Source organism: Pseudomonas sp. NDM (genome assembly GCF_003105095.1).
Taxonomy (GTDB): Bacteria; Pseudomonadota; Gammaproteobacteria; order Pseudomonadales; family Pseudomonadaceae; genus Aquipseudomonas; species Aquipseudomonas moraviensis_A.
Genome location: NZ_QETJ01000005.1, coordinates 70,941 through 94,962, shown reverse-complemented (window position 1 = coordinate 94,962; position 24,022 = coordinate 70,941). Strand labels below are relative to the sequence as shown.

Annotated in this window: 25 protein-coding genes; 10 read left to right on the top strand and 15 right to left on the bottom strand. The window is 57.4% G+C overall.

Translation table 11 applies throughout. The features are described 5' to 3' along the window. Positions 1 to 501: 501 nt before the first annotated feature. Genes DCO47_RS02510 through DCO47_RS02500 form a run of 3 tightly spaced genes read right to left on the bottom strand, consistent with a single transcriptional unit; the run spans position 502 to position 2,570 of the window. Positions 502 to 1,272: a molybdopterin-dependent oxidoreductase gene (locus tag DCO47_RS02510; protein WP_065617258.1), complete on the bottom strand. Its 771-nt coding sequence runs from the start codon at positions 1,270 to 1,272 to the stop codon at positions 502 to 504. Beyond that, on the bottom strand, positions 1,269 to 1,910 hold the full coding sequence (locus DCO47_RS02505) for a cytochrome b/b6 domain-containing protein (RefSeq protein WP_371919854.1): 642 nt from the start codon (positions 1,908 to 1,910) through the stop codon (positions 1,269 to 1,271). Before DCO47_RS02505 ends, DCO47_RS02510 begins: the two co-directional genes overlap by 4 nt. 51 nt (positions 1,911 to 1,961) lie before the next feature. Then, complete coding sequence (locus DCO47_RS02500; RefSeq protein ID WP_116657380.1) at positions 1,962 to 2,570, bottom strand: hypothetical protein; 609 nt, start codon at positions 2,568 to 2,570, stop codon at positions 1,962 to 1,964. Between the two features lie 215 nt (positions 2,571 to 2,785). Here DCO47_RS02500 and DCO47_RS02495 point away from each other — a divergent pair, with 215 nt between their 5' ends. Both DCO47_RS02495 and DCO47_RS02490 read left to right on the top strand, forming a co-directional pair. Further along, positions 2,786 to 3,481, top strand: coding sequence for a heavy metal response regulator transcription factor (locus tag DCO47_RS02495; protein WP_064362038.1), 696 nt, complete (start codon positions 2,786 to 2,788; stop codon positions 3,479 to 3,481). Further along, positions 3,454 to 4,842: a heavy metal sensor histidine kinase gene (locus DCO47_RS02490; protein ID WP_116657379.1), complete on the top strand. Its 1,389-nt coding sequence runs from the start codon at positions 3,454 to 3,456 to the stop codon at positions 4,840 to 4,842. Before DCO47_RS02495 ends, DCO47_RS02490 begins: the two co-directional genes overlap by 28 nt. On the opposite strand, the gene DCO47_RS02485 is transcribed toward DCO47_RS02490, so the two are convergent. Continuing rightward, positions 4,814 to 5,320: a nuclear transport factor 2 family protein gene (locus DCO47_RS02485; RefSeq protein ID WP_116254814.1), complete on the bottom strand. Its 507-nt coding sequence runs from the start codon at positions 5,318 to 5,320 to the stop codon at positions 4,814 to 4,816. The genes DCO47_RS02490 and DCO47_RS02485 overlap by 29 nt on opposite strands. A 79-nt stretch (positions 5,321 to 5,399) precedes the next feature. Next, entirely contained in the window at positions 5,400 to 6,158 is a 759-nt protein-coding gene (locus tag DCO47_RS02480; protein ID WP_064361704.1) for an SDR family oxidoreductase, read from the bottom strand. 168 nt (positions 6,159 to 6,326) lie between these two features. Between DCO47_RS02480 and DCO47_RS02475 the strand changes: the two genes are divergently transcribed. Next, positions 6,327 to 7,838: an MFS transporter gene (locus DCO47_RS02475; RefSeq protein WP_256590074.1), complete on the top strand. Its 1,512-nt coding sequence runs from the start codon at positions 6,327 to 6,329 to the stop codon at positions 7,836 to 7,838. A gap of 1 nt (position 7,839) precedes the next feature. Here DCO47_RS02475 and DCO47_RS02470 read toward each other — a convergent pair whose 3' ends face one another. Further along, positions 7,840 to 8,700, bottom strand: a complete 861-nt coding sequence (locus DCO47_RS02470; protein WP_042609812.1) for a LysR family transcriptional regulator — start codon at positions 8,698 to 8,700, stop codon at positions 7,840 to 7,842. 118 nt (positions 8,701 to 8,818) lie between these two features. On the opposite strand from DCO47_RS02470, the gene DCO47_RS02465 reads away from it, so the two are divergent. The 3 genes from DCO47_RS02465 (at position 8,819) to DCO47_RS02455 (ending at position 11,362) form a co-directional block, all read left to right on the top strand. Then, the gene (locus DCO47_RS02465; RefSeq protein WP_116657377.1) at positions 8,819 to 9,670 is read left to right on the top strand and encodes an NAD(P)-dependent oxidoreductase; all 852 of its coding nucleotides are present in this window, start codon (positions 8,819 to 8,821) and stop codon (positions 9,668 to 9,670) included. 34 nt (positions 9,671 to 9,704) lie between these two features. Then, positions 9,705 to 10,736 (top strand): chorismate mutase, encoded by a 1,032-nt coding sequence (locus DCO47_RS02460; protein WP_065617253.1) that lies wholly within the window; start codon positions 9,705 to 9,707, stop codon positions 10,734 to 10,736. Between the two features lie 233 nt (positions 10,737 to 10,969). Beyond that, positions 10,970 to 11,362: a RidA family protein gene (locus DCO47_RS02455; RefSeq protein ID WP_116657376.1), complete on the top strand. Its 393-nt coding sequence runs from the start codon at positions 10,970 to 10,972 to the stop codon at positions 11,360 to 11,362. A 36-nt stretch (positions 11,363 to 11,398) separates the two neighbouring features. Here the strand turns inward: DCO47_RS02455 and DCO47_RS02450 are convergent, their stop codons facing one another. The 6 genes from DCO47_RS02450 to pstS form a co-directional block, all read right to left on the bottom strand. After that, on the bottom strand, positions 11,399 to 12,040 hold the full coding sequence (locus DCO47_RS02450; RefSeq protein ID WP_256590073.1) for a hypothetical protein: 642 nt from the start codon (positions 12,038 to 12,040) through the stop codon (positions 11,399 to 11,401). Continuing rightward, complete coding sequence (locus tag DCO47_RS02445; protein WP_064361710.1) at positions 12,040 to 12,738, bottom strand: hypothetical protein; 699 nt, start codon at positions 12,736 to 12,738, stop codon at positions 12,040 to 12,042. The genes DCO47_RS02450 and DCO47_RS02445 overlap by 1 nt, the downstream gene beginning before the upstream one ends. Before the next feature lie 93 nt (positions 12,739 to 12,831). Continuing rightward, entirely contained in the window at positions 12,832 to 13,593 is a 762-nt protein-coding gene (gene pstB, locus DCO47_RS02440; RefSeq protein ID WP_016774591.1) for a phosphate ABC transporter ATP-binding protein PstB, read from the bottom strand. A gap of 75 nt (positions 13,594 to 13,668) precedes the next feature. Beyond that, the gene (gene pstA / locus DCO47_RS02435) at positions 13,669 to 14,580 is read right to left on the bottom strand and encodes a phosphate ABC transporter permease PstA (protein ID WP_016774590.1); all 912 of its coding nucleotides are present in this window, start codon (positions 14,578 to 14,580) and stop codon (positions 13,669 to 13,671) included. Beyond that, the gene (gene pstC / locus DCO47_RS02430; RefSeq protein WP_042609807.1) at positions 14,580 to 15,545 is read right to left on the bottom strand and encodes a phosphate ABC transporter permease subunit PstC; all 966 of its coding nucleotides are present in this window, start codon (positions 15,543 to 15,545) and stop codon (positions 14,580 to 14,582) included. The genes pstA and pstC overlap by 1 nt, the downstream gene beginning before the upstream one ends. A 74-nt stretch (positions 15,546 to 15,619) precedes the next feature. Beyond that, on the bottom strand, positions 15,620 to 16,651 hold the full coding sequence (gene pstS / locus DCO47_RS02425; RefSeq protein ID WP_064361713.1) for a phosphate ABC transporter substrate-binding protein PstS: 1,032 nt from the start codon (positions 16,649 to 16,651) through the stop codon (positions 15,620 to 15,622). Between the two features lie 177 nt (positions 16,652 to 16,828). Between pstS and ppk2 the strand changes: the two genes are divergently transcribed. The 3 genes from ppk2 (at position 16,829) to DCO47_RS02410 (ending at position 19,818) form a co-directional block, all read left to right on the top strand. Continuing rightward, positions 16,829 to 17,746, top strand: a complete 918-nt coding sequence (gene ppk2, locus DCO47_RS02420; RefSeq protein WP_116657375.1) for a polyphosphate kinase 2 — start codon at positions 16,829 to 16,831, stop codon at positions 17,744 to 17,746. 249 nt (positions 17,747 to 17,995) lie between these two features. Further along, complete coding sequence (locus DCO47_RS02415) at positions 17,996 to 19,435, top strand: ATPase domain-containing protein (protein ID WP_064361714.1); 1,440 nt, start codon at positions 17,996 to 17,998, stop codon at positions 19,433 to 19,435. Positions 19,436 to 19,458: 23 nt separating this feature from the next. Then, positions 19,459 to 19,818 (top strand): response regulator, encoded by a 360-nt coding sequence (locus tag DCO47_RS02410; protein WP_064361715.1) that lies wholly within the window; start codon positions 19,459 to 19,461, stop codon positions 19,816 to 19,818. Here the strand turns inward: DCO47_RS02410 and DCO47_RS02405 are convergent. After that, on the bottom strand, positions 19,813 to 20,769 hold the full coding sequence (locus DCO47_RS02405; RefSeq protein WP_064361716.1) for a fimbrial protein: 957 nt from the start codon (positions 20,767 to 20,769) through the stop codon (positions 19,813 to 19,815). The two genes, DCO47_RS02410 and DCO47_RS02405, sit on opposite strands and share 6 nt — an antisense overlap. Before the next feature lie 325 nt (positions 20,770 to 21,094). On the opposite strand from DCO47_RS02405, the gene DCO47_RS02400 reads away from it, so the two are divergent. Next, positions 21,095 to 21,676, top strand: a complete 582-nt coding sequence (locus DCO47_RS02400) for a hypothetical protein (protein WP_064361717.1) — start codon at positions 21,095 to 21,097, stop codon at positions 21,674 to 21,676. A 37-nt stretch (positions 21,677 to 21,713) separates the two neighbouring features. On the opposite strand, the gene DCO47_RS02395 is transcribed toward DCO47_RS02400, so the two are convergent. Both DCO47_RS02395 and DCO47_RS02390 read right to left on the bottom strand, forming a co-directional pair. After that, positions 21,714 to 23,342: a methyl-accepting chemotaxis protein gene (locus DCO47_RS02395; RefSeq protein WP_064361718.1), complete on the bottom strand. Its 1,629-nt coding sequence runs from the start codon at positions 23,340 to 23,342 to the stop codon at positions 21,714 to 21,716. 115 nt (positions 23,343 to 23,457) lie between these two features. Further along, complete coding sequence (locus DCO47_RS02390) at positions 23,458 to 23,889, bottom strand: hypothetical protein (protein WP_133247386.1); 432 nt, start codon at positions 23,887 to 23,889, stop codon at positions 23,458 to 23,460. Positions 23,890 to 24,022 lie beyond the last annotated feature (133 nt).

Genomic DNA, 24,022 nt, shown 5'->3' with positions numbered 1-24,022 from the left:
TCGAGACCCGTCTAATCGTAACCCCTATCCTCCGAATTTGACCGGTTGAGGAAGGAGCTCTCGGCTGAAGAGGGATTGCGACGGCGAAAAGTCCGTATTCCAGGCGAACGCAGTGGCGCTCGGACAATCTCGGTCGGTACCCAGGTGACGGTTAGCGGCGAGAGAGCCACTGCAATGGCGAACGCATTCAGTCCCCCTGTGCCGATAACATCAGAGCAGATAGCTCTTTTTTCGCCATTGAAGGTACATGCGGCAAGATTATCAAAGAGCATCCGAGTGCGAGCTTTATCCGACTGTTGTAAAGGTGGCCTGGACTGAGCCTGCAAGAGAGATTGGAAATCTGCTCCATCACTCGTTGCCCGCATCCTGGGTTCTGATGTCGGCAAGACGGATGGTGCTGGCGGTACTGCAGAAATACCGGTCATCGGCATGCCTCATATCACGCTTGGTGTCATGAATCTCGCCAGTGTTCCTGGCGTGACAGTTCCGTTCTTTGCTTCATCAGATCCCGCTGAACCAGTTGTAGCCCTGGTCTTCCCAATACCCGCCCGGGTTGTCGTTGCTGACGAAAATCTCGACAACATGCTTGGGGTTTTTGAAGCCCAGTTTGGTGGGGACCCGAACCCTCAGCGGATAGCCGTACTCGGGCGGCAGCGCCACGTCAGCGTAATCCAGTGCCAACAGCGTCTGCGGGTGCAAGGCAGTCGGCATGTCCAGACTGGAGTAGTAACGATCGGCACATTTGAAACCGACAAATTTCGCTGTGGTGTCGGCGCCGATGTGTTCCAGGAAGGTTTTCAGCGGTACACCTCCCCATTGCCCGATCGCGCTCCAGCCCTCAACACAGATCAGCCGAGTGATATCGCTGCGTTGCGGCAGCTTGCGCAAGCTTTCGAGTGTCCACGGCGCCTTGTCCCTGATCCGGCCGGAGACGGCGAGCGAGTAACTGGTCAGGTCTACTTCAGGGATATCGTCCTGACCATAGAAAGCGTTGAACGGAAACGGCTTGGTGATCTGCGCGCGGGCGAAGGTCGGCGCCAGTTTCCGTCCACTGAACAGCCACGCCTGGACCCGGTCGTTCCAACGCGACATGGCCCAAAGCACTTTGTCGACCTGATCGCCGTCCTGCAGGTTGCAACCGGTCAGCATCGACATCGCGCCCACCGTCAGGCCGGCCCGAAGAAAATGCCGGCGCTGAATGTTTTCCAGTTCAAGCTGTTGCGCAGGTTCAATCCTGACGCGCTGACGCGTTGTTTTTGTGGATTCAGTCATGACCCGTTTTTCCCGTTGTCAGGCGTGCGCACTCCACCCGTGATCATTGGCAACAGGGTTTTCGGTACCAGAATCACCAAGACCAGATGAATCACCACAAACGCTGCAATCATCGTCATGGCCGCGAAATGTACGTAACGAGCAACGTCATAGCCGCCCAGTAACGCGACCAGCTCTTGAAGTTGAACCGGTTTCCAGATCGCTACACCCGAGATCACGATCAGTACACCTGCCGCCAGCACGATCCAGTACATCAGGCGCTGTACTGCGTTATAGACACCCTTTTCATGCACCAGCCGAAAGCGCAAGGCATCGGTCAGATCATGCTTCAATGCGGTAATGCCGATGGGCAGCAGCTCACGTTTGAAATGGCGACTGGCCAACCCGTACAGCACATAGATCGCGCCGTTGATCAGCAGCAGCCACATAAACGCGAAATGCCAGGCCAGCGCCCCGCCCAGCCAACCGCCCACGGTCAACGACGCTGGAAACCTGAAACTGAACAGTGGCGAGGCGTTGTAGATCGCCCAACCGCTCATGAACATGCAGACCATGCAGGCAGCATTGAGCCAGTGGGTGAGGCGAACCGGCCAGGGATGCAGCTTCTTCTGTCTCACGTCGTTCCCCTTGCAAACCATCCGTGTAGCGGAGCGCTGCCAGACAGCAGCGCCCCAACCTTTTTCAGGTGATTACATCGGTGGCTGGAAGCCATCCTTGCCGACTGCAATGCCGCGTGCGGTGCCATCTGCAGCGGGGAACACGACAATTTTGGCGCCTTTGACCAGTTCATCGGCCTTGCCGGGCTCGACATAGGCAATAGGCACATCATCCGGGACGACGATCTGCTTCTCGCCGCCCTTGTAGTTGACGGTCAACGTGCGGCCGTCGGTTTTGGACAGTTTGCCCACGGTGCCGTTGGTCATGGTGCCAGTGCTGCCGTCTGCGTTCTGCCAACCGTAATGACCTTCGCCGCTGCCCTTGAGGCTGGCATCGAATACCGTGACCTCCAGCGCCTTCAGTGTTCCATTGGCCTGCGGGATGGCCGCCGAGCCGATGAAACTGTCGGACTTGATTGAGTCGAGACTGGCTTTCGATACCCGGTTGATACCGGTCTTGTCAGTCAGTCCGATCGTCTGCTGGGCGCCAGAGCGGACAGTGAAGGTCAGCGTGTTGTTGCTGACGCTTTCCACCGTACCGCGCAGTGGTTTGATGACCGGCATGTCAGCGGCGGTGGCAATGACGGCAGCGCTGAGCATCACCAAACCGAACGTAGTAGACAGGGCGTTTTTGAGTTGCATGGCGACGATTCCTCATGGGTTGATGTGTCGCCATCCTCGACCGCAGACCGGGACGTCACGATGACCACCGAATGACATTTTTGTCATTCGCCAACCCTGACCATGAATGACAGAAATGTAACCGACTGCGCCCGTTCATCCCGCTACACTGCACAGCCGAGATACCGATGTCGCGGGCTGAATCCCGTCATTAAGAGACCCGAGCGCGCCTGACGATGCATATCCTGCTGATCGAAGATGACACCAAAACAGGTGAGTACCTGAAAAAGGGGCTCGGCGAGTCCGGTTACAACGTCGACTGGACCCAGCACGGCGCCGACGGTCTGCACATGGCCTTGCATACGACCTATGACCTGATCGTGCTGGACGTCATGTTGCCCGGGATTGACGGCTTTCAGATCATCGAGCTGTTGCGCGCCAGACAAGATGTCCCCGTGCTGTTCCTCACCGCGCGCGACCAGTTGCAAGACCGCATTCGCGGTCTGGAACTGGGCGCCGATGATTACCTGATCAAACCTTTTTCGTTTACCGAACTGCTGTTGCGCATCCGCACTATTCTGCGCCGCGGTGTCGTGCGCGAAGCCGACCATTTCCACCTTGCCGATCTCGAACTGGATCTGGTCCGGCGCCGCGTGACCCGCCAACAACAGGTGATCGTGCTGACCAACAAGGAGTTCGCCCTGCTGCATCTGTTTCTGCGTCGAGCCGGCGATGTGTTGTCCAGGACACAAATCGCTTCGGAAGTCTGGGACATGAATTTCGACAGCGATACCAACGTGGTGGACGTCGCTGTCAAGCGCCTGCGCAACAAGGTCGACCAGCCCTACCCGATCAAGCTGATCCATACCATTCGCGGTATCGGCTATGTCTGCGAGGTGAGGCCATGCGGTTCCGACGCCAACCCTCGCTGACGCTGCGATCGACCGTGGCGTTTGCCATGGTCGCGATGCTGGCCGTGGCCGGCGCGGGCTTCTATCTGTATCAGACGATGAAAGCCTCGGTATTGATCTACAGCGATCACGCGGTGATGGGCCGTCTGGAGCATTTTCGCAAGCTCCTGCATTACGAACTCGCCATCGAAAAGCTGCGCGACAGCCCGCAGATTTTCAAGAACATGCTCGACAGCGAAGACGACATCTTCATCATTGAAGAGCCGGGGCAACCACCGGTCATCCAGGTCAATCCACTCAACGTCACGTTGCCTGAACTGCCGGTGATCGGCCAGGACACAAAGCTGAGCGTCAGTGATCTGCGCAGCGGCGTGACCGACTCGGGAACAAGGCTGCGCGCCGCCTCCGTAGTCACGACGTCGGGTGGCCGTGTAGTCCGATTGACGGCCGCCCACCTTATGGGCAAGGAAATGGCGATGCTTGCAGCGTATCGCGAGCGCATCTACCTGGCCGTGGCCCTTGCCTTTCTGGCAACCGCGTTGCTGGGTTATCTGTTATTGCGTCGCGGGCTGCGTCCGCTGCGCAAAATGGCCGCCCATGCCGCAGCCATAACGCCTGAGCGTCTGCACAGCCGCATGGACAGCGCCGACACGCCGGTTGAATTGCAACAGCTGAGTGACGCCTATAACGCGATGCTTGATCGTCTTGCTCAGGGTTATCAGCGACTGACGCAATTTTCCGCCGACCTTGCCCATGAAATCCGCACGCCGGTCGGGTCGTTGATGGGACATTGTCAGGTTGCCCTTCGCCAACGCCGTAGCGAGGACGAATATCAGGCGCTGATCGCTTCGAACCTTGAAGAACTCGAACGGATCTCGCGCATCGTCGAAAGCATTCTGTTTCTGGCGCGCGCCGATGAAGCGCAAGCCGTAGTGGAGCGCCAGCAACTGTCGCTGCATGACGAATCACAGCGCATCGCTGAGTATTTTGAGGGCTTGGCTGAAGAGCGGCGAATGAGCTTCCAAATAACGGGCGATGGTATCGTGCTCGCTGACCCCTTGCTGCTGCGCAGAGCGTTGAGCAACCTGGTGGCGAACGCTGTTCGCTACGCTTACGAGGGCACCGAGATTCTGATACGGGTATTGGAAACCCACGGAGGTGCCCGGATTGAGGTGGAGAACCAAGGGCCGGTGCTGGGCGACGAAACCCTGGGCAAACTCTTCGACCGCTTTTACCGTGGCGATGCGTCTCGGCACCAGAATTCCGACTCCTACGGGCTTGGCCTCGCCATTGTCGTGGCCATCATGCAACTGCATGACGGCCACGTGGGTGTCGAACAGCCAAGGGCCGGGACTATTCGTTTTTCGCTGTCGTTCCCTTGAGCTGCTCGACCGCTGCAAACTGTTCTTCGCCCGCTGCGGGTACCCAATCTTTTAACGGCGTCAGGAAATGCAGTTCAAAACGACGTGACAGGAACGCCCACTTTCCGTCCCGACGTTCAAACCTGTCGTGGTAAAGACCGCTGACTTGCACCGGGCCTTTTTCAATGTCATGAAACAGGCAATCCGCAGCTACCGTGCCCACTGCGCTGTCACCCTCGATTTCAATCAGCGGGTTGGCCATCCAGTGGTGCATATGGGGCATCTGACGCCAGCTGTTTTGCGCCATCGCCAGGATTTCGTCACGGTTTCCAGCCTGGCCAAAACCCGGTAGATCCAGTGTCGACTCTTCGTGCCAGATTGAGCTAAGAAGCGAGGCGTCGATGCGGTCGAAAGCATTGGCGTAGGCGCTGATCAGCGACTCGATGGCGGCGCGACTTTCCAGGGCGTCCAGTCGGGCTGTCAGTTGTTCATTGTTCATGATGAGGTTTCCTGCAGGGGCTGCGCATAAGCGAGGAAGGCAGCCCTGCGCGAGGGCTGCGCTACGGTTGAGCACGTGGTCAGATCTGCGACAGGCCGCCGTCGACCATCAACTCCACACCGTTGACATATTTCGCATCGGCAGACGCAAGAAACAGCGCCGACGAGGCGATTTCCTCAGGCTCGGCCATGTACCCCAATGGCGTGATCTGCTCGACGTGCTGACGCAGCGCGGCGACGTCGCTTTCGCTCATCTTCAAGCCGTTATCCATCAGCGGTGTGCGGGTGAAGCCAGGGCTCAGGACATTCGCTCTGATCTTGCGACCTTTGAGTTCGTTGGCCCACGTCCTGGCAAAGGAACGTACCGCGGCTTTGGACGCGTTGTAGAGGCTCAGTCCTTCCATGCCATTGCTGGAACAGATAGAGGCCGTCAGTACGATCGAAGCGCCATTTTTCAACAATGGCATCAACGTCTGTACAGTAAAAAAGACTCCCTTTACGTTGATGTCGAACATGTTGAAATAGGCGGCCTCGGTGGTCTCGCCCAGCGGGTTCTTTTCACAAATACCCGCATTGGCAAACACTGAGTCCAGTTGATCGTCGTGCGCCTCAATCGTCGCCTTGAGCTCGTCCAGATCAACCTGGCGCGCGACATCGGAAATGACCGCGACCGCCCTGTCGCCAAGCTTGGCCACCGCCGCCTCCAGCGTGGCTGCAGAACGCCCGGTGATGTAAACGCGCCTGGCGCCCTCGGCAATCAAACCCTGTGCAATCGCAAATCCGATCCCGGTGGACGCGCCGGTGACGACTGCGACCTGATCAGCGAATTTACCCGACATAACTGACTCCTCGATTTCGGTTGTGTGGCTCGACTGGAACCACAGTGCGGCCATTGTGCGAGGAGGCAGGGGCGTAGCGGCACTGCCATAAATGAACATTGGCCGTTCATTTATGTGAGGCGTCAGCCAGGGTTTGATCGTTTAGATTGAAGTCAGCTGATTCAAAGCATGACCCGCAATCGAAAATATTCTGGAGCCGAAGGGTTTCAGAAAGGAGACCTTATGCCTGAGAAAATAGTAGCCCTTCCGGAACAGCGGCGCTGGCTGATGTTCGCCATCCTGTTGGTCGGTGCATTCTTGCCGCCGCTGGATTTCTTCATCGTGAACGTAGCGCTGCCTTCGATTCAGCAATCGCTGGGCACGGCCTCCTCTGCCGAACAGTTGATCATCTCTTCTTACGCGGCGCTGTATGCCGTGACACTGATCACCGGCGGACGGCTTGGTGACATCTTTGGCCGCATGAGAATGTTCTTCGTTGGCCTGATTGGCTTTGCCGTCGCCTCACTGATCTGCGGTGTCGCCGAGTCACCCTGGGTGTTGATCGCCGGACGCTCGCTGCAAGGCGTGACGGCCGCTGTAATGGCGCCGCAGGCACTCGCTTCAGTGCAGGCGATATTCCCTGAGTCGGAAAAACCCTTGGCGTTGAGCCTGTACGGTGCGGTGTTTGGTTTGGCGTCGGTAGTCGGCCAGGCACTTGGCGGGATTCTGATCTCGCTCAACCTGATGAACCTGGGCTGGCGGACGATATTTCTGGTGAATCTACCGATTGCGTTGCTGGTCATTCTGATCGCCATCCCCGTGGTCAAGGAAACCCGCGCACCCCAGACCAGCAAGCTGGATCTTGGTGGAACGCTGTTGTCGATGGTGACGCTTGCGGCGCTGATCGTTCCACTGATCGAGGGACGTGAAGCGGGCTGGCCGTGGTGGGCCTGGCTGTCGCTGGCGGCGGTGCCACTGCTGGCCTGGCTGTTCTGGCGCTACGAAGCCCGCTTGTATCAAGCGCAAGGCGCGCCGTTGCTGAACCCTGCTGCACTGCGTGCGCCCGGGCTGGGCCGGGCATTGCTGGTGGCGCTGACTTTTTACGCGATCGGCGTGTTCTTCCTGCTGTTTTCCATCTATTTACAGGGAGCGCTGCATACGAGCCCGCTCAGTGCAGGTCTGGTCTTTCTGCCATTCGGCGCTGGTTTCTTGCTGGGGCCGCTCGCCACCCATCTATTCCGGCGTTTGCTGGGGTCTTATGTGAATCCCTTCGGAATGGCACTCGAAGTGCTGGGGTTCGTGCTATTGGCCTGGCTCGTGGCGCACACGCCAACCGCCGTCACGCCCTCTGCGCTGTCCCTTGCCGTGATTCTCTTTCTGATCGGTTTCGGACAAGGACTGGCCCTTCCGACATTGATGCGCATGATCACTGGACGCGTGGCACCGGCGTATTCCGGCATGATTGCGGGCATCACCAGTTCCACACTGCAAATCAGCACGGCACTGAGCGTAGCGATCATCGGTGGCATTTTTTACACGCTTCTGGGCAAGGACACGGACGCGGCGGCCATCACCCACGCCTTCACCGTCGCCATACTGTGCATCGCTGCGTGTCTGGTGGTAGGCGCAGGACTGAGTCTGAGTCTGGCGCGCCAATCTGCTGCAGAGCTGCAAACGGCGGCCATGCAGCCGGCAGAGTGAATCAACCGCCTGCCTGAGTGCCAATCATGACGGAGGCCAGGTCGGCAAGCGCGCGCAGACTGTCCATCTGGCGCATGTCCTGGTGGTAGCCCATCCAAATGTCGCGGCCTGGTGGCGGTTCATCTGAATCGATCAGACGCAGCGCCGTCAACTGGTCGCCCAAAGCGCGGGGCAATACCGCGACGCCCTGCCCCTGCACACACATTTGCGCCTGGACTGTGCGGCTGCTACTGGTAAACACGGTACGCGCCAGAGGGTAACGCTGCTGCAGCCACTGCACATCGGGATAATGAGATTGGGCAACACTCATGGTGATCAGACCCAGCCCGGCGCCCTGTGGCTCAGGGTCAGCAGATCCAACGGCTGCGTATAACCCGTAAGTCAGGGAGATCAGCTTGCGGTGCACGATATCGGGTTCGGTGAACGGAACGATTCGAAACGCGATGTCGGCGTCGCGGCGAGCCAGATCAAACAATCGATGCCCGGCAATGACCTCGGGCACGATCAATGGATAACGACGGCGCAGTTCACTCAGCACCGGGGCCAGGACATAACAGGCGAACCAGTCAGCGCAGGAAATGCGCAGCACACCTTCAGGCTGTGCGCTGTCCCCCGCGAGGCGCCTTTCGATGGCCAACGCACTTTGCTCCATTTCCTGCGCGAGGCTGAGGAGCTTCTCGCCGCTGTCGGTCAACACGAGACCTTGGTTGGTACGCAGGAAAACGGGTTGGCCACTGAACTGTTCCAGCACCTGCAAGCGCCGCCCCACGGTCGGATGGCTGACCCCCAACAGTTTGGCGGCAGCCCCCAATGACCCGCTGCGGGCAATCGCGAGAAAGACCCGCACATCACTCCAGTCCATGCTCTGCCCCCGTACAAAAATGAACAGTGAGAGTGCAGCAATGGCAGTGCCGTAGCAATCCCGTGCCCGACATACTTGTCTGCATTCACCGTCGTCGAATACAAACCGGAGACTGCAAATGAAGATTGGTTTTATCGGAGTGGGAAGCATGGGCAGAGCGATCATTCCACTGCTCGTCCGCGCTGGCCATCACGTCTCGGCATGGAACCGCAGTCACGCGGCGATCAAGGATCTCGAAGGCATCAGCGTTATCGAAACGCCGGCCTCTGCGTTCCAGCAAGAGGTAGTCATCACTCTTCTGGCCGATGACGCCGCCATCAGGCAAGTGCTGCTCTCCAGCGCTGTTCTGGAAACTGCAGACAAAGCTTGCGTGCATGTCGTGATGTCGACCTTGTCGCCTTCGCTGATGTTGGAGTTGCAGCGAGAACATGAAGCCGTCGGCATGCCATTGATCGCGGCGCCGGTTTTCGGCGTGCCCGCCGTGGCGGCCAAGGGCGAGTTGAATATCCTGGCGGCCGGATCGCAGGCCGCTGTCTCGACCGTCCAACCGCTGCTCGACCTGCTCGGGAAAAAAACCTGGTATCTGGGCGATCAACCTGAACAGGCCTGTATCGCGAAAATCGCCGGCAACATGATGATCACCCAAGCCATCCAGTCTCTGGGCGAAGCCAGCGGACTCGTTCAACGCCACGGACTGAGCCCTTCGATTTTCATCAAGCTCATGACCCAGACCCTGTTCGCCTGCCCCAGTTATCAACGTTATGGGCAGAACATCGTCAGCAGCAATTTTGAACCGGGATTCAAACTGTCGCTTGGCCTCAAGGATATGAATCTGGCGATCGATGCGGGTCGTCTCAAAGGGCTGGAGCTGCCAGCGGCGGATGCCGTTCGATTGAAAATGAAGTCGGCGGTAGCCAGGGGAGATGGCGACAAGGACTGGTCGGTTTTTGCTCAGCAGACGAATCATTGAGAAGCTCTTTCGAACACCTGTCACGAGGTCATTCATGGAAAACTCCGACATCGCGCGTCAACTCTCAACATTCAGGAAAACCATCGACAATATCGACGCCGCGCTCATCCATCTGCTCGCGGAACGGTTTCGCTGTACCGATGAGGTCGGATTGCTCAAAGCCCGATATCAGTTGCCTGCGGTAGACGAGGCCAGAGAGCAGCAGCAATACCAGCGTCTGGCAGCACTTGCTCAGGAGGCTGAGCTGGATACGGCCATCGTGCAGAGGCTGATGCAGTTGGTCATTGGCGAAGTGGTCGAGCGCCACAGGCAGATCGCCGCCAGGCATGCCCCGACACCCCCAATAACCCCACCCCTCGGGGCTGACCCCGGCGCCACTTATCGAAGCAATCAGACAAACGAGCAGAACCGCATGAAATGGCCAACGATCGAGCAAATTCGCAGCTTCACCGATTTACCCTATGGCTACAGTTGGGATTACCTGAAACGTGAGGAGATCAATGTCGCGACAGATTTTTTTCGGACATGGTTTCCCTCCATTTCGGTGGGGTTGGCAAGCCCGTTTCTGGACCAGCAGTTCTACGCAGACAACGTGGTGCTCGAAGAAGATCCGGATCGAGGCATATTTGCTACCGTCGTCCGCCAGAACGATGAGATTGTCGCTATCGCCACGTGGGAAAAAATTGACGGTGCTGACGTTATTTTCGGGCGGGTCGGCGCGGTAGCCAAACCGCACAGACAAGCCAGACTGGCCGTTGCGGCCCAGGACCTGGGAGAAAAAATCGGCACGTTCATCGGCGCGGGGCTGATCTATGGCATGGCAACAACCCGCACGCCGTATATGCAACAAGCACTGGAGCAAGCCGGTTACAAAGCGGTAGGGATAATGCCTGGCCTGGACCGGGAAGAAACAGCACCTGGAATCGTGCGCAGGGTTTACGAAGTCATCTACGTAAAACGGCTCGCACCACACGCCGACTTTCTCATTCCTACCGGTCATAACCTTACCCCTACAGTCGCGCGACTTTACGCAGATATATTTCAAGGTGATGACGACACGAACTGACGAGCCAGCCTAGTAGCGAACCAACCATCGAAATGCTTCTGATCAGTAACGCTCCCGGCTCGCGCCTTTTGCATCGATCGAGGTAGCCACATTAGGTAATGAGTTCAAAAAGACTCAGCAGCGGCTAAAAGCACCTGTGGGGTTGATTAATAGATGAGAAGTGAACTGAGTGGACGCGGCTCTGGCCCCTGAGTTAGCTTTCGTAACCGTTCTAACTTTGGGGCTCCGCAATCATGACTGACCGTCAGATCATTGTTCCAGATGGCATGAGATTGATCTACGAGCGCGCGGGTTATGCACCAGCAGTAAAGGTAGGAAAAACTCTCTACTGCGCGGGTCAGGTAGGCAGGACGCCGGAATTATCCGTTATCGAAGACCCTGAGCAGCAGTTCTTGGCTGCATGGGACAATCTCCGGGTCGTCTTGGAGGCAGGTGGCTGTAAATTTGAAGATGTCGTAGAAATGACAACTTATCACGTCGATATGCACCGTCACATGCCAACTTTCAGACGCGTGAAGGATAAAGTCTTTCCGAGAAGCACTTGCACGTGGACCTGCATTGGTGTCAGTGAGTTGGCTCGACCTGGCCTTCTCGTGGAGATCAAATGCGTCGCCGTAGAGCGATAAAAAGCGCTGCTGTCCAGATAGCCAACGCGTACTCGCTCAGCCAAGCGGCTCAAAGAACGTCTCCGCCCGTTGTGGCACCGGCTTTTTATGTCTGAACATTTGCTGCCAAGCGAGCTGCGCCTGGACCTTGGCCACCGAATCCAGCACTTTCTGCGCCCAGCGATCATCCTCGGGATGCACCACGACCACCCGGAAGCCATGATCCTTGCCTTCAAGCTGCACGCCCTCCGAATCATCGACATGCAAGTCGATATCGAACGCTGGCGGATATTTTGAAGGCGCATTCGACATCCCGTGCGCCGTCAGGGCACGGTTGTGCAGCACGCTGTTGACCACGCCGTCGACGCGGATACCGTACAGCGCCAACCAGCGCCTGATATAGGACGGCGTGCGCCCGGATGAGGTGTAGACCCAGATGCTGCAGTCCTGGCGGCGCAGCTCGCGGATCAGCGATCGCGTGCCCATGCGCAACGGCTCACCCAGCCAACGATGAATACAGGCGGGAAGTCGGCTTTTCTCGACTGCGCAGTGGTGGAGCTGGCAAGCGAGCGTGTCATCGATATCGAACGAAATTCGTATGCGCTGACGCCTGAACAGCTGTGGCAGAGCGCAGCGGATGACCTGCCCTGCCCGGCGGGCGAAGGTTCTGCATTTGGCCAATGCTGGAGCCCCGCTCATCAATGGCCACCCTGGGAGACAGGCAGAGGCTTGTCTTTGAGAAAGAACTTCATTGGTTCGGGCGCCTGTTCTTCTAAAAATGCTGCGTATTTTTTCTTGATCTTGGGCAATTCGTACAACGCCTTGACGCCATGCTTGGCGGAGTTGCGGATGACCGAGGACGGGTTGAAATAGCCCTCGGCGTTTTCAAGCGTCAGCACGAACGGAGGCAGCCCCGCCCGCATCAGCAGGTAGCTGACAATCAGCGAGCCACTGCGGTTATTGCCTTCGATAAACAGCTGCGGCTTGCTCAGAATGCGCACATAGACCCCCGCTGCACGCTTCCAGACCGATTCACTGCGATACGCGCAATACCAGTTGTACAAGTCCTTGATGCCTCCCTCAACATTGTTGAAGAAGTGCGCTTCGGTGGCTGCCAGATGCTGGGCGTATTCGAGCCGGCGTGCCGGATCCCGGCCACACAGCACCGTGGCATTGATCTCCAGCATCAGGTTCAGTTGCTGCAGATCGAACAGGTCGACGCCGCGGGCAACATATTCGTCAACCAACGCATAACCTTCAAGCACATTGTTCAGGACTTCGTCAGTGAACGGGTCTCGGGGCTCGGTGAAGTGCCGGCTGAGCTCGGCGAAACGGCTCTGCACGTTACGCAGTGCGCGTTCAATCGCAGGCAAATCAAGACGGTGCTTGGCAGGCATTGGAGCTCCTTGGAAACGCTTGGTGAATGTCCGCCGGTGCCCGCCAAATCCATTTGGCTTGTGCAGGTAGGCGGCCGTGACCGGTGCTGTGACTTAGCTGAACTTGCCGCTGATGTAATCGCCGGTCATCTGTTCCCGCGGATTGTCGAAGATCTGCGCCGTCGGGCCCATCTCGACCAGATAGCCCGTGCGCGTGCCCTGGGAAATATCCACCGAGAAAAACGCCGTGGTGTCAGCGACACGGATGGCTTGCTGCATGTTGTGAGTGACCAGTGCGATGGTGTAGTCCTTCTTCAACTCGACCATCAATTCTTCGACGCGTCGGGTAGCGATCGGGTCGAGTGCCGAACAAGGCTCATCCAGCAGCAGGACTTCCGGCTCGGTGGCGATTGCCCGGGCAATACACAGGCGTTGCTGCTGGCCACCGGAGAGCGACAGGCCGCTGACCTTGAGCTTGTCCTTGACTTCATCCCACAGCGCGGCGCCTTGCAGCGCATGCTTGACGCGATCGCCAATATCGCCCTTGTAGCGATTGAGGCGCAGACCAAACGCAACGTTGTCGAAGATGCTCATCGAAAACGGGTTTGGCTGTTGAAACACCATGCCGATGTAGCGGCGCACGACCACCGGGTCGACACCCTTGCCGTAGACGTCCTGCCCGAGGAAATGCACATGGCCCTCGAAACGAAACCCCTTCACCAGGTCGTTCATCCGGTTGAGGCTACGCAGCACGGTGCTCTTGCCGCAGCCTGAGGGCCCGATGAATCCAGTGATCTTGTTTTTCTCGATCGGCACGTGACTGTCACGTACCGCCATGAAATTCCCGTAGAAAATCTTGTCCAGTTTGCAGTCCATGACTACAGGCGCCTGGGTGACAAACGGAGCGGCTATTTGCGCAGTGGATACGTTCAAAATCAGTTGCTCCCGTTCTTAATACTTGGGCTTGCCGAAAATACGGCTGATGATGTTCACGAACAGCACGATCATCACCAGCACCAACGAGGCCGCCCATGCGAGCTCGAGCTGGTTATCGAAAGGCATGCCGGAGAAGTTGTAGATCAGCACCGCCAGCGAGGCAGTCGGGTTCATGACGTCGAGATTGCCTTGGTGGTAGATCCAGTAATTGCTGAACAGCGCGGTAAACAACAGCGGTGCCGTCTCGCCTGCGGCACGCGCCACGGCGAGCATCACGCCAGTCAGGATCGCCGGCATGCCGGTCGGCAAGATGATTTTCCAGATCACCTGCGAGCGAGTGCAGCCCATGCCATAAGCGGCATCCTTCATGATCTTGGGCACCATCCGCATCGATTCTTCCGCGGTCAGCACGACGATCGGCAGCATCAGGACCGCCAGTGCCACGCCACCCGCCGGTGCTGAATAGGTGCCGGTTGTCATCACCACCAGGGCATAGGCAAACACCCCCGCCAGGATCGACGGCAGGCCCGTGAGCATCTTCGCGGCGAAACGCGCGGCGTTGCCCAGTTTGCTGTCCGGCCCCAGCTCAGCCAGGAAGATCGCCGCCATGATCCCGACCGGCACCGCGATCGCTGCCGCGATACCGACCATCACAAAGGTACCTGCCATCGCGTTACCGAAACCGCCGCCCATCTCGAAGCCAGTCGGTGGCAGTTCGGTGAAGACTTCCAGGTTCAGGCGCGCGCCACCACGAGTGATCAGCATGTAGAGCACGGAAATCAGCGGCACGCTGGCCAGCAGAGCACCTGCCCAGACCAGGGTGGTCAGGATCAGGCTGCGCAGCGCGCGGCCTTCGAACCTGCGTTGTAAGCTGGGCATGGCGCCTGTTGGTGCCGTCAAATCTGTTGCTGCGGTCAGATCAGTCATCACTTGTTACCCCGTTGGGCGTACATCATGATCATCGAACCGAAGATGTTCACGATCAGCGTAATCAGCATCAGCACAAGCGCGGCGTACATCAACACCTCGATCTCGTTCGGCCCGGCTTCGGGGAAGTTCAGCGCCAGCAAAGCGGCAAGGGTGTTGGCGGGGGCAAACAGCGAGAGGGAAATGTTGTTGGCGTTGCCGACGAGCATGGCCAGCGCCATCGTTTCACCCAGCGCGCGCCCCAGGCCCAGCACCAGCGAGCCGAAAATGCCGGTGGCCGCCGAAGGCACCATCACTTTGAGAATCGCTTCCCAATGGGTAGTGCCCATGCCGTACGCGGCCTGCTTGGTTTTCATCGGCACAGCCGTCAGCGCGTCCTGCGACACGGCGGCAATGGTCGGCAGAATCATGATGGCGAGCACCAGCGCTGCGGGCAGCAGGCCTGGACCGCTCAGGGATGTGCCGAAAAAGGGAATCCAGCCCAGTTCGCTGTTCAACCAGGTCGTCAGCGGCCGAATCGCCGGGATCACTACGTAGATCCCCCACAGGCCATAGACCACGCTGGGAATGGCTGCCAGCAGTTCGACGATGGTCCGAAACAGCGCAGCGAGCTTGGTCGGCAGGAAATCCTGGGTCAGGAAAATCGCCATGCTCACGCCGAAGAAACCGGCGATCAGCAAAGCGATGAAGGCGCTGTAGAGCGTGCCCCAGATGGCCGGCAGGATGCCGTATTTGCCTTGGTTGACGTCCCACACGCTGCCCAGCAGCACATCGAAGCCGTGCTTCTCCATACCGGGAAGTGCCTTGCGTCCGACTTCGAACACCAGCGCAAATACCAGCGCAAGAATCAGCACCACGCCGATTCGCGCCAGCGCGCGAAAGGTGCGATCCACCAGGAAGTCCTTCGTCGAGGGTGGCTGGCAGGCAGAGTCGGGATTAACCGGTACGACAAAAGGTTTGTTCATGGGCTAAGTCCGGAACAGGGGGGAAACTCTCCCGGCGTGGCGCAGACGCACACGCCGAGAGAGACCTCACGGCGTTACTGAATGTTGGCGGACGCTTTGCGAACCTGTTCGACGACCGATTGCGGCAACGGGATGTAGCCCATCGAATCGGCAATCTTCTGCCCCTCGGTCAGGCTGTATTCGACCATTTCACGCATGGCCTTGGCCTTGGCCGGATTGCCATTGTCCTTGCGGAAAATCATCCAGGTATAAGAGGTGATCGGATAGGACTTGGCACCGTCCGGATCAGGCAGCCAGGCCACCAGGTTTTCCGGCATTTTCACCGCCGCCAGGGCCTCGGCACCGCTTTCGGCGTTTGGCACTACGTAATTGCCAGCCTTGTTCTGCAACTGGGCAAAGTCGACCTTGGCGAGCTTGGCGAAGCCATATTCGATGTAACCAATCGCGCCTGGGGTCTGGCGCACGGTAGCCGTTACGCCATCGTTTTTTGGCGATTTGATGAACTTGTCACTGGCCGGCCAGTTGACAGTGTTGCCCTCACCCAGCGCCTGCTTGAACTCGGCGTTGACGGTTGCCAGGTGCTTGGTGAATACCGCAGTCGTACCGCTGGAATCTGCACGCACGACAACCGTGATCGGCGTATCGGACAGTTTCAGGTCCGGGTTGGCAGCGACGATCTGCGGATCGTTCCAACGCGTGATCTTGCCCAGGAAAATGTTGGAATACACCTCGCGTGGCAGCTTCAGACCCTTGGGATTGCCCGGCAGGTTGTAGGCCAGCACGATTTCCCCGGCAGTCATCGGCAGCAACTGCACGCCTTCGGCGACCTTGGCGATATCTTCGTCTTTCATTGCCGAGTCACTGGCAGCGAAATCTACGGTTTTGTTCAAGAAATCCTGTACGCCCGCGCCGCTGCCCTTGGATTGGTAATCCACAGTGACGCCATCGGATTTCTTGCTGAAATCCTTGAACCAGGTCAGGTAGATCGGTGCCGGGAAACTAGCTCCTGACCCCGTCAGGCGAACATTTTCTGCTGCAAAGGAGGCCGAGGTGGCACAAAGAGATACCGCAATGGCGAGTGCAGCAGACTTCATCGAACGTTTCATTAAATGACACCTAGTGATTACGGGCTCCCGAACTCTGCAGCAGTTTTGTGACGTTTTCATGAAAGCGAGGTGGCAAACGGTACCCTCCTGCCCTCACCGCAGCGGCGCACATGGATGTAACGGGTTCGTAACAAGATGTGCCTAACACTTTGCCATCCTCAGCCGCGAGCCCCTGCCATGTTCCCCACAGACGACACGCTAATACAGCGCATCCACCGTGAATTGCTTGATCACAGTGACGAAGAGCTGGAACTTGAATTATCCGAAGACGGCCATGACCTCAACGCATTGTTCGATGAGCATGTGCAAGAGGATCCCGAGAAGGATGCGCGAAGGACTTACTTCAGCGAACTGTTCCGCCTGCAAGGCGAACTGGTAAAGCTGCAGAGCTGGGTGGTCAAGACGGGCCACAAAGTCGTGATCCTGTTCGAAGGACGGGACGCCGCTGGTAAAGGCGGTGTCATCAAACGCATCACCCAACGCCTGAATCCCAGGGTCTGCAGGGTCGCCGCCCTACCCGCCCCCAACGACCGCGAACGCACTCAGTGGTACTTCCAGCGCTACGTCTCGCACCTGCCGGCGGCGGGTGAAATCGTGTTGTTCGACCGTAGCTGGTACAACCGCGCGGGTGTGGAACAAGTGATGGGGTTCTGCAATGAATACCAGTACGAGGAATTCTTTCGTACGGTACCGGAATTCGAACGCATGCTCGCCCGCTCCGGCATCCAGCTGATCAAATACTGGTTCTCCATTTCCGACCAGGAACAGCATCTGCGCTTTCTCAGTCGCATCCATGATCCGCTCAAACAATGGAAACTCAGCCCCATGGATCTGGAGTCCCGCAGGCGTTGGGAGGCCTATACCAAGGCCAAGGAAATCATGCTTGAACGCACGCACATCGCCGAAGCACCGTGGTGGGTGGTACAAGCTGACGATAAAAAGAAAGCCCGGCTCAACTGCATCAATCATCTGCTCGGGCAGATGCCGTACGAAGAGGTGGAGCTGCCGGTAATCGAACTGCCGCAACGCGTCAGGCAGGAGGACTATTCGCGCGTTCCCACACCACCGGAAATCATTGTGCCTCAGGTCTATTAGGCTTGGCCCAAACGAGCACTCGGAACGACAAAGCCCCGGTTATTCGGGGCTTTGTCGTTTCCGGGATCGGAAAAGCGAATCTTCCCGTGCCGCCGGTGTCCCTACTCGCTGATCGCGAGCAGTCGCTCGTCAGGCTCACGTTGCAAAAACGCTACTTTCCCTCAACCTTAATGGCCCTCAACCGGAAATGGCGTTAGCATTTAAACCATTCGGCTGAACAAGCCTGTTTATTCAGATCAGGGTCGCATTGTGGAAAAGCTAAAACGCCTTCAAAGCGGGATCGAAGGACTCGACGCGCTGCTTCAGGGAGGCCTTGTCGCGGGTGCTTCGTACATCATTCAAGGGCGCCCGGGTTCCGGCAAGACCATCCTTGCCAATCAGCTCGGGTTTCATCATGCCCGCAACGGCGGTCGTGTTCTGGTCGCCACGTTGCTGGCCGAATCCCACGACCGGCTGTTTCAGTTTCTGTCGACCATGAGCTTCTTCGACGCCTCGCGTGTTGGCGCCGAAATACAGTTTGTCAGCGCATTCGACACGCTGGAAAACGAAGGCCTCGATGAGGTGGTGAAGCTGCTTCGCCGCGAAATCACCCGGCAGAAGGCGACCGTCATGGTCGTTGACGGCCTGCTCAATGCACGGTCCAAAGCCGATTCGCCGATCGACACGAAAAAATTCATCTCCGAACTGCAAGGCCACGCGGCGTTTGCCGGTTGCACCGTGCTGTTTCTCACCAGCTCGCGCCTGGACGACGGCAGCCCCGAGCACACCATGGTCGACGGCGTCATCGAAATGGGCGAAGAGCTGTTCGGTACCCGCTCGGTGCGCCGCATTCATTTGCGCAAGACCCGCGGCAGCGGCGCGTTGACCGGTGTCCACGAATGTGAAATCACCGATAACGGCCTGGTGATCTACCCTCGCCTGGAAACGCTGTACAAACGCCCGTCCGCCCCGGACAGCGCGGACATGACGCGCATCCCAAGCGGCATTGCCTCGCTGGACGACATCCTCGGAGGCGGCTTGCACAGCTCCAGCGTGACGCTGGTCATGGGTCCTTCGGGGATCGGCAAGACCACCCTGGGTCTGAAGTTCATCGCGCAGTCGACGCCGGAAGCGCCGGGCCTGCATTTCGGTTTCTATGAAAGCCCGCAGCGGCTGCGCCTCAAAGGCCGTTCGCTGGGCATCGATATTGAACAAATGGAACACAGCGGTGCGCTGAGCATTGCCTGGCAGCCCACCACCGAAGGCTTGCTGGACGGCCTCGGCGCACGCCTGCTGAGTCTGGTCGATGAAAAAGGCATCAAGCGCCTGTTTATCGATAGCCTCAGCGGCATGACGCGGGTTTCTACCACCCCGGAACGCATCACCGACTTTTTCAGTGCATTGATGAACGAGCTGCGATCCAGAGGCGTCACGGTGTTCGCCTCCTGGGAAATGCGCGATTTGTTCGGTTCCGAAGTCAGCGCACCGACCTCTGACCTGTCCAGTATTGTCGACAACCTGATGCTCATGCGGTTCTTTGAAAATCACGCTGAACTTCACAGGACGCTTTCCATTCTCAAGATACGTGATAGCTCCTACAACCCGTCGCGGTTCGAGGTGGTTATCCGTGATCAAGATGTGTTCCTGGAAAAGGCTTTGAAAAATGAACCTTCAGTCACAGCTGAGTCATTGCCTGGTTCAATTTCGTAAGTCTGCAAGCGGGTTGAAATGACATGACCACCATCCTGGTAGTCGACGACGAGTATCTGATTGCCGACATTCTTGGCTTTGCGCTTGAGGATGAGGGCTTCATGACTGTGACCGCGAGCAATGGCAAGAAGGCTCTCGAAGTGCTGGAAAGAGAACGTCCAGCCCTGGTCATCACGGACTTCATGATGCCGGTCATGGACGGCCTCGAATTCGCCGAAGCCGTGCGTGCCCAGCCCTCCGTCAAACACCTGCCGATCATCCTGATGAGTGGCGCCCAGGCGCACATCGGCATGCAGCGCTCGGACCTGTTCGATGTGGTGGTGCCCAAGCCGTTCGACATTGCGGTGATTGTGGCTGAGGTGAAGAAGTTGTTGGGCTCATAGATACTCGACGACGAAGGCAATTTCGGCATTGGCATCGCCCGCTCTCATTTGCGCATTGGAAGGTTCAATGCGCACGAAACGAGCTTGCAAGGAAACGGATGCATTACCGCCGCTCGATGTTGGCGCTTTCATTATGTAATTCTGGTTCAGTTTGAGTATCTTTCTGTCACTGAAGCGCATTTGCAACGCCAGCCCTTTGGCAGTCGAGTTACTGTTGAGGTTTACCACGCCGGTATCAGCACTCCATGCAGGGCTGCCCGCAGTGGGCGAAAAGGAGTACCTGAAGTTATTGATTCCAGGAGGACAGTTTTTCATATCAAGAAAGAAGTATTTCTCCTTGGCATAGTCACCGTTCTGCAAAAAATCGCTCATGGTGTAGCTACCCATATCCACTTTCACATCAGGTGTTTCACAAGACTGCGAGACGATTCGTGTGCCGCTGGTATTCATTGCCAAAGGCTCGATTTCAGCAGCGACAAATGTCCCCAGTTGGCCTGAAGGTATCGTCGCACTGCCGGAAATAGTGCCCGTCTTTACAAAACGCAAGATGTGCTCAGAACCATTCCAACCCCAACCGCCAGCAGTGTCGGTAGTTCCTGGAAAGCCCTTCCACGCTTTCCCCGATGGCGGTCGGACCCATTGCCAGCCGATTCCGGTATTCCCGATAGGAAAAATCTCCACGCCCGGCTGAGTAATGCCGACATTATTGCGTACACCTTCATTGTGCACTGCGGAGCACCTGAAAGAACTGGGAATGGGACCCAGCGTCACGATAGGGCTTTCATAAATAACCGTGCCATTCGGCGCGTCACGTGGTACCGAGAGAGTGGCCGGCAGGATAACCTGCATATTGCCCATGGAATTGTCCGGATAAAATTCGCAGATCGCCGCCATTGCGTTTGACGACAACATATACAAGAGCCCGACAATTAATACACGGCATAACTTCATAACACTCTCTCTGACTCTACCTAGCGTGCAAACAACTGAATGGCTGACGTAGCCACACCTATTTAATTGGCAGGAATATCACCACGACCGGAACGAGAAGATAATAAAAAAAGAACACTTGAGCAAAAATTTATTTATTCAATAACAAGACAATTCTCATAGATTAATAACCACCCTGCCAAACCTGAAAAGTCTACAAACAGAAACGCTGTTTAGTATCACACTTTCGCAGCGCAAATAACTAAAGCCCAATTTAAGACTCGTCTTAAAGGCACAGTGACACTCGGCCATTACACTGACTGTTCTTGATAGGAGAACCGATTCCGTGAGAGCCCTAGATACCCTCAATAGCCCGAAACCCCAGAGCAACGCCGCCCTCTACTGCCTGACGATCCTGGCACTGGCGCTGATCGCCATGACCGTCGTCGCCGGTTATGAGCTCAACAATTTGTTTCCACTGAAGGCCGTAGTGCAACAGCAGGAGATCCAGCTCACGCAGCGCACCGATACCATCCAGTCAATGAGCGTGGAACTCAAGCGTCTGGCGGAACAGAAGCAGGCTCTGGAAACCGATTTGCTTACCGCGAAGGAACAAGCGAAGGCCGCCGAGGCGGCAAAGACCGAACTCGAAAACACTCAACGCGCAGCCCAAACCAGCGCTGCGTTAGAGGACGAAGACTCACTCTGCGCGATCATCGAGCAAAATATCCGACTCGTAGCAGACCAGCTCAGTCGCGACGACTTCTTTCGTCTGCGGGATGAGCGCGAAGCTGAAGCCGAAGCAGTGCTTGAAAGCTATGAAAAACAACTCGCCACCTGCATTGAACAGCTGACAGCACAAACCGCATCGCCAGCTCAAAATGATGAACCGGATGCGCAAGACCTCACTTCACCGATCAAGCACTGATTAAAAAGCCCTGGCAACCAGGGCTTTACCCTCACAGTCAGAGCTTGAATTCCTTGGTCAATTTGTTCAGCGACGCCGCTAACTGCGAGAGCTCCGCCGATGCAACAGCCGTCTGTTTCGATCCTTCTGCGGTTTCACAGGACAGGTCACGAATGCTGATCAGGCTGCGGTCGACTTCACGCGCAACCTGAGCCTGCTCTTCGGCAGCGGTCGCCATCAGCAGGTTTCGTTCGTTGATGAGATTCAGCGAGCCAGTGATATCGGTCAGCACTTCTCCGGCGATATTGGCCATTTCGAGCGTTCTCTCAGCCTGAGCGCGGGTGTGGCTCATGGACGTAACTGCGCGGCTGGTGCCCGACTGAATGGAGCTGACCATGGACTCGATGTCCTCGGTCGATTTCTGAGTACGCTGCGCCAGGCCTCTCACCTCATCGGCAACCACGGCAAAACCGCGGCCCGCTTCCCCCGCCCGCGCCGCTTCGATGGCCGCGTTCAAGGCGAGCAGGTTGGTTTGTTCGGCAACCTCTCGGATAACGTCCAGCACGCTGCTGATATCACTCGCCATGGTGGAAAGCGCCTGGACTTCAGCAGAAGTGCTATGCACGCTGGACACCATCAGATTGATGGCGGCTACCGTGTCGCTGACCTGGCTTCGACCGGCAATGGCTGCCGCACTTGATTCCGAGGTCAACTGCGAGGTCGATGCGGCGTTGTCCGCCACCTGCTCCACCGCTGCGCTCATTTCAGTCACGGCAGTGGCAGCCATTTCGATTTCATGGCTCTGACGCTGAGTGATACGCGAGATATCTTCCGTAACGCCGTGCATGACCTCCGAGGTTTCAGCCAATTGGGTGGACGAATCGCGGATCATGATCAGCGCATCGCGCAGACTGGCCTGCATCGCCGCCAGCGACGACAGCATCTGCGCCGCCTCATCGGAGCCATCGAGCGCAATGGTTTCGCTCAGATCGTTGGCGGCGATGCATTCCGCCACCCTCAGCGAGCCTGCAATCGGCACCGTTAGGCTGCGGGTATACAACACGGCCAGGGCCAACGAAGCACCGATGGCAATGATGATGAACACACTGACGATCAACAGCGTGTGTTCGTAGACATTGTCGGCCTGCTTGCCCGCCTCATAGGCTTGGATCTCGTTCAGCGCGATCAGCTTCTTGAGCGCGACCTGTACACCGTCCGAGGCAACACGCATCTGATTCTTGGACAGCGCGATGGCCGCCTCGAGCTGCCCGCTCGCCACTGTTTCGAGGTACTGGTCCTGCGCAAGATCATTGACCTTTTGCGCTTTGGCAAACTCCTCGAACGCCTCGCGCCCAGCGTCGGTGGCCAGCAGATCAATGAGCGCTCGCTGATGTTTCTTGATCAGCTGACGGGACTGCTGAATGTCCATCAGCGCCTGCGCCTTGCGCTCGGGGGTTTCGATGGGATTGCGCAAGCGGGCGTTATTACCCTTGATTTCGATGAACTCACGATCCAGTTGGCCGAGCAGTTTGATGCTCGGCACGATCGTGGTCTCAACGTACGTTTCGGCCTTGTTGAGCAAGTCGACTTGCTGCAGGGCGATCAGTCCGATCGCGATAATCATGAGACAGAACAAGCCGAAACACAGCGCCGAACGCGGCGCGAGATTGAGTTTACGAAGCAGCATGATGCCTTACCTTAGAGTGTATTCAAGACAATGGGGCAAACGAGTGGGCAGCGCAGCAGGCGCTGGGCAATAACGCCTCAGCGCGAACATGGATCATCGCGGGAAGGTGCAGCAGCTAGCGGTTCGCGCACGAAGAGAGCGTGGAGTCGGGCGAGGCCGGCTCCGCAAGTTCCTTGAGCGCCGGATCGGCCAGCATCAGAAAATCCGCCAGGCGCGGCAGGTTGATTTTCGAGACCAGGCGCATCCAGCGTTGCGGATGCGGGTTGAAGAAGGTCTTCGACCACTGATGATCATCACTGGGGTTGAAAATCAGCAGATGACGAATCAGCGGGTTTTCCCCGAAAAAATCCAGCGGATCCATTGCCATCTCGCTGAGCAGCTCAGCATTGACGACGACCAGGCTCAACCGTTGGGGGCAGTAATACGTCAGTATTCTCAGGTCGCGATAAGTACACACGTTCAACACGCTGAGACAGCCCAGCGTGTTGAACTGCTGTTCGATCGACTGGCCTCTGCGCACGTCGCTGTCGGCGATCAGGATCCGCAAGGATCGACTTCGGTTATTTTCAAGAAACATCGGACACCTTTGGCAGCTCCATTCTTCCTTTCAAGAAAATAACCAAGGGCCAATCTGTCTGATATGAGACTTGTCTCAAAATAGCGAGGGGGATCGCTTAACG

Bases quoted from the DNA above. Each gene is read 5' to 3' on its own strand.
- DCO47_RS02490 (WP_116657379.1), top strand. From the start codon at position 3,454: ATGCGGTTCCGACGCCAACCCTCGCTGACGCTGCGATCGACCGTGGCG.
- DCO47_RS02495 (WP_064362038.1), top strand. From the start codon at position 2,786: ATGCATATCCTGCTGATCGAAGATGACACCAAAACAGGTGAGTACCTG.
- DCO47_RS02405 (WP_064361716.1), bottom strand. From the start codon at position 20,769: ATGAAGTTATGCCGTGTATTAATTGTCGGGCTCTTGTATATGTTGTCG.
- DCO47_RS02465 (WP_116657377.1), top strand. From the start codon at position 8,819: ATGAAGATTGGTTTTATCGGAGTGGGAAGCATGGGCAGAGCGATCATT.
- pstC (WP_042609807.1), bottom strand. From the start codon at position 15,545: ATGAACAAACCTTTTGTCGTACCGGTTAATCCCGACTCTGCCTGCCAG.
- DCO47_RS02475 (WP_256590074.1), top strand. From the start codon at position 6,327: ATGACCCGCAATCGAAAATATTCTGGAGCCGAAGGGTTTCAGAAAGGA.
- DCO47_RS02480 (WP_064361704.1), bottom strand. From the start codon at position 6,158: ATGTCGGGTAAATTCGCTGATCAGGTCGCAGTCGTCACCGGCGCGTCC.
- DCO47_RS02455 (WP_116657376.1), top strand. From the start codon at position 10,970: ATGACTGACCGTCAGATCATTGTTCCAGATGGCATGAGATTGATCTAC.
- DCO47_RS02450 (WP_256590073.1), bottom strand. From the start codon at position 12,040: ATGAGCGGGGCTCCAGCATTGGCCAAATGCAGAACCTTCGCCCGCCGG.
- DCO47_RS02410 (WP_064361715.1), top strand. From the start codon at position 19,459: ATGACCACCATCCTGGTAGTCGACGACGAGTATCTGATTGCCGACATT.
- pstA (WP_016774590.1), bottom strand. From the start codon at position 14,580: ATGACTGATCTGACCGCAGCAACAGATTTGACGGCACCAACAGGCGCC.
- DCO47_RS02485 (WP_116254814.1), bottom strand. From the start codon at position 5,320: ATGAACAATGAACAACTGACAGCCCGACTGGACGCCCTGGAAAGTCGC.
- pstS (WP_064361713.1), bottom strand. From the start codon at position 16,651: ATGAAACGTTCGATGAAGTCTGCTGCACTCGCCATTGCGGTATCTCTT.
- DCO47_RS02505 (WP_371919854.1), bottom strand. From the start codon at position 1,910: ATGGTTTGCAAGGGGAACGACGTGAGACAGAAGAAGCTGCATCCCTGG.
- DCO47_RS02470 (WP_042609812.1), bottom strand. From the start codon at position 8,700: ATGGACTGGAGTGATGTGCGGGTCTTTCTCGCGATTGCCCGCAGCGGG.
- DCO47_RS02510 (WP_065617258.1), bottom strand. From the start codon at position 1,272: ATGACTGAATCCACAAAAACAACGCGTCAGCGCGTCAGGATTGAACCT.
- DCO47_RS02500 (WP_116657380.1), bottom strand. From the start codon at position 2,570: ATGCAACTCAAAAACGCCCTGTCTACTACGTTCGGTTTGGTGATGCTC.
- DCO47_RS02395 (WP_064361718.1), bottom strand. From the start codon at position 23,342: ATGCTGCTTCGTAAACTCAATCTCGCGCCGCGTTCGGCGCTGTGTTTC.
- DCO47_RS02445 (WP_064361710.1), bottom strand. From the start codon at position 12,738: ATGCCTGCCAAGCACCGTCTTGATTTGCCTGCGATTGAACGCGCACTG.
- ppk2 (WP_116657375.1), top strand. From the start codon at position 16,829: ATGTTCCCCACAGACGACACGCTAATACAGCGCATCCACCGTGAATTG.
- DCO47_RS02460 (WP_065617253.1), top strand. From the start codon at position 9,705: ATGGAAAACTCCGACATCGCGCGTCAACTCTCAACATTCAGGAAAACC.
- pstB (WP_016774591.1), bottom strand. From the start codon at position 13,593: ATGGACTGCAAACTGGACAAGATTTTCTACGGGAATTTCATGGCGGTA.